General features: G+C 71.0%; 3 protein-coding genes. All 3 read right to left on the reverse strand.

Features of this window, described 5'->3' with window-relative positions; translation table 11 throughout:
• Nucleotides 1-442: 442 nt before the first annotated feature.
• Nucleotides 443-1255 carry a rhodanese-like domain-containing protein gene (locus tag PKE44_RS16100; RefSeq protein ID WP_324553170.1) on the reverse strand — a complete coding sequence of 271 codons (813 nt, stop codon included), beginning with the start codon at nucleotides 1253-1255 and terminating at the stop codon, nucleotides 443-445.
• Between the two features lie 45 nt (nucleotides 1256-1300).
• Entirely contained in the window at nucleotides 1301-2929 is a 1629-nt protein-coding gene (locus tag PKE44_RS16105) for a nitroreductase family protein (protein ID WP_324553173.1), read from the reverse strand.
• Nucleotides 2930-3087: 158 nt separating this feature from the next.
• Nucleotides 3088-3810 (reverse strand): alanyl-tRNA editing protein, encoded by a 723-nt coding sequence (locus tag PKE44_RS16110; RefSeq protein ID WP_324553176.1) that lies wholly within the window; start codon nucleotides 3808-3810, stop codon nucleotides 3088-3090.
• Nucleotides 3811-4023 lie beyond the last annotated feature (213 nt).

A 4023-nucleotide genomic window follows, 5' to 3' on the forward strand; every position in this document is an offset into this window, starting at 1 on the left:
GCCGGGAGGCGCATCGCTAACACCTCAAACATTCCTGTCACGGCCGGTACTTTCCCTGTACCCAGGCGCGACACTAGCTGGCTTCCTCGCCATGCGCGGCGGGAAGTTGATGGCTGCTGACGGTAAACGTCGGAAGCTGGGCCCGCTTCTTGAGCCGGGCGCTGACGCATTCTGCAAAGCAAGTTGCGAGCCATGGCGTGGCGACATCTTTCGACAATGGTCGAAGCGATGGCGCTTCTCTACCCTACGTTTCCCGCCACGATCCGGTTACAGGAAAACGCTCCGGATCAGGGCCTTGAGGTGTTGAAGCGGATTGAACGTCCTGACAGTGACTGGCCGGTGGTCCGGAACTCGTCGCAGGCTTGCCGTGCGCAGGCCGCTCGGTGAGTGTCAGGATTTTTAACGCTGCATTGCACCATCGCGGACCGCAACGATGCCCGCCTCAGGCCGTGCCCGGGGCTCTCCGTCCGCGTCCGGGGCGCAGCAGGTTCAGGCAGGCTTCGGTCGAGGCCATGTCCAGCGCCGTGAAGTCATCGAGCGAGCGCAGGCTGGCGTCGGCCCCGGCGGCGAGCAGCGCCTGCACGACCCCGGCCTTGCCGGCCGAGGCTGCGTACATCAGGCAGGTCGCGCCGTTGTCGTTGAGGTTGTCGGGGCTGGCGCCGGCGTTCAGCAGGATGTCGAGCGTGTCGGCGTCGTCGCTGAAGCAGGCGAGCCACAGCGCGGTGTTGCCGTCGGCATTGCGCGATTCGAGCGGTGCACCGGCGATCACCAGATCGGCGACCCGATCGGCCAGTCCGAGGCGCGCGGCGCGCATCAGCGGTGTCGTGCCGTTGGCAAGCCGCGCATCGAGATCATCCGCCGGATAGCCTTCGGCCTGCAGCCAGTCGGCGAGCACCGCCGGCAGCGGTTCGCGCGGGGCAACGCCGCGCACCGCCTGGATGCCCGCCGCCCGGTGCGCACGCCAGGCTTCCCAGCCGCCGGCGAGATCGCTGACCTGCGTGAAGCCGAAGTCCGCGAAGGCCTGCGCGACCGCGCGGCTGGCGTTTCCATGATGGCAGTAGATCAGCACCGGCTGGCGACGCGGCGTGCCGAGCAGCGCGGCATCCATGCCGGCATCGTCGAGGTGTCTGGCGCCGGGCAGATGATCCTGCGCGAAGAACGGCTTCTCGCGCACGTCGAAGACGCTGGCCAGGCCGGTGGCGAGCAGGGTTTCGGCTTCGGCCGGGCTCAGGCGGGTGTAATGGCGATCGCTCATCGGCGGCAGGCTCCGGGGCAGGCGGAAAGGGGCGGGACAGGGGAATCAGCGGCGGTCGGGATACGGCGGCTCGCTGGCGATGCGCGCATCCGGCTGCGGCCGGCCGACCGTGAAGTGGTACAGCGACTGGAAGCGCGCATCCGCGAGCCCGAGCAGCGCGTGCACGGCGTCATCGAAGAAGCAGCCGATGCCGGTGCCGCGCAGGCCCTCGGCCTCGGCGTGCAGGTACAGCGCCTGCGCGATCAGCCCGGCCTCGTGATGCAGTTCGCGATACGCCCAGGGGGCGGCGGCGAGCGTGGCATCGAACTCGGCGAGCAGCGCCAGCGTGAACGTGCAGTCGGCCGCGAGCGCCTGATGGCAGCTCAGCGTGCGCGTGATCTTCGCGGTCGTGCCATCGGCGAGCCGGTACAGCGGCAGATGCGCCGGCACACCCTCGGGTTTGTCCCAGCTGAAGCCCTCCGACAGCGCCGAGCGCAGCGTCGTCACGGCGGACGCACTGCGGGGCAGTACGTAGACGCCGGCCGCCAGCCCCTCGACGCGGTGCACGAACAGCAGCGGATGCACGCGCACCGGCGCATTCAGCCCGCTCCACGGCGGCAGGCCGGTGCGCGGCAGCAGCGCATCGAGCAGGCGCAGGAAGGAAGCGAGATCCTGCTGCGCGTCGCGCACGAAGCGCTGTGCGCTGCGCCGTGCGCGGATCAGCGTCGCGGCGCGGACCTCGGTCGCAGCGGGCTGCAGCGGCGGCAGTGCGGCATCCGCCGGCGATGCGTGCTCCGACACGCCGGCCGGCCGGCGGCTGGCGCGGGCGACCTCATCGACCACCGGCCAGCGGTACATCGGCCAGCGATCGAGCACATTGGCCTGCCCGTGCCAGACGGCGTCCGGCGGGATGACGGGCAGCGTGTGCGACGCAGCGCCACCGGCCAGCACCTCGACCAGCAGTTCCGGCTCCTCGCGCTCGGCCTTGCCGAAGTCGGCGTCGCGATCGAGACCGAGCAGTGCCGCCAGTGCCTCGTGTCCGATCGACACCGGCCGCAGGTGCCAGCCGAGCGCGGCCGCGGCATAGGCGAGGGCGCCGAGCGCGTGGCCGGCATCGAGCTGGCAGTAGCGGAAGGCGCGTTCGCCGTACTTCCAGAGTTCGCGCCACAGCACGGCGCTGAAGCCCACATATAAACGTGGCGACGAGACCGCCGGGGCCGGCCACGCGCAGCGCCGCTCCAGCGCGTGCTCGCGCGGCCGGTAGTGCCAGAGGCCGTCGGCGAGGCCCGGCAGGCCTTGCGCGAGCACGTAGCCCTCGGTCGGATGCAGGTTGCCGCTCGACGGATTGCAGCGCACCGCCCAGCGATCCGGTCCGGCCTGCTTCCAGGCCGCGAGGCCGAGCGTCAGTTCGAGCAGCGTGCCGAGCGTATCGGCGTTCAGCGGCTGCGGTGGAATCGCGCCGGGCCGGTGCACGGCCTGCCAGCGGCTCGCGAGCGCATCGGCGCCGAGGGGCAGCAGCTGCACGCCGGCGCCCGTGTAGGTGCGGAACGGATCGGGCTGCGCGCTCCAGTCCAGCGTCTCCGGGCCTGCGGCGTAGCGCTCCAGCCGGTGCTTGCTGCGCGCGTGATAGGCGTGCACCACGCCCAGGGCTTCGGCGACGGCAGCGGAAGGGGCGACGTGCGGGTCGTCGGGCATGGCGGCAGCGGTCCGTCAGGAATGTGCGCTGCAGCATGCGAGGAGTGCGCCATCCGGACAAAACGCTTGCGGATCATGCGGATGGAATCCTGCCGGCATGCACGGATATCCGACAAAGCCGACGCGGCGTGCGCTTGCCGACAGCCGCGCACGCCCTGTCAGTCCGCGAAGCCGAGGATCACGCGGCGGTTGTGCGTGGATTTCTTCTCGATCTTCGTGACCAGGATGCGGCCGATCTCGCCGGTGCGCGCGACGTGCGTGCCGCCGCAGGGCTGCAGGTCGATGCCGGCGATCCCGACCAGGCGCACGCGGCCCTGACCGCGCGGCGGCTGCACCGACAGCGTCTTCACCAGCTCCGGCTGCGCATCGAGTTCGGCATCGCTGATCCAGCGCGTGCCGACCGCGTGATCACCGGCGATCAGTGCGTTCAGGCGCGCCTCGATGTCGGCCTTGTCGAGCCGCTGATCGGGCAGATCGAAGTCGAGCCGGCCCTTGTCGGCGCTGACCGAGCCGCCGGTGACGCCGGCCGGGATCACCGCCGACAGCAGATGCAGCGCCGTGTGCATGCGCATGTGCCGGTGCCGGCGCGTCCAGTCGAGCGCCAGATGCACGCGCTCGCCGACGGCGGGCGGCTCGGCATCGGCGGCGAGCCAGTGCTGGATCGTGCCGGGGGTTTCGCCCTTGCGCGTATCGAGGATCGCCAGCCGGCGGCCGTCGGCCCGCGTCAGCGTGCCGGTATCCCCGGGCTGACCGCCGCCGAGCGCGTAGAACACGGTGCGATCGCATTCGACCGTCGTCCCCGTGTCGGTGCGCGTCACGGCGGTGACGATCGCCGTGCAGTCGGCGAGGTAGGCGTCGTCGCGAAACAGCGCTTCGGTCATGGCGGCAGGCTCCGGCAGGGAAGAATCGTCAAGGGACGGGCGGGATCGAGCGAAACACCGGCAGGATGCGTCGCAGCCCGGGCCGATGCCGTGTCTTCACATCAGCAGCGGTGCCGACGGCGGCTGCGCCAGCAGGCCGGCGAGCACGTCCAGCCCCTGCGCCAGCGATTCGCGATCGGGCTGGGCGCTGACGCAGACGCGCACCGCCGGCGG

It is taken from the genome of Plasticicumulans sp. (assembly GCF_035331805.1).
Lineage (GTDB): Bacteria > Pseudomonadota > Gammaproteobacteria > Competibacterales > Competibacteraceae > Plasticicumulans.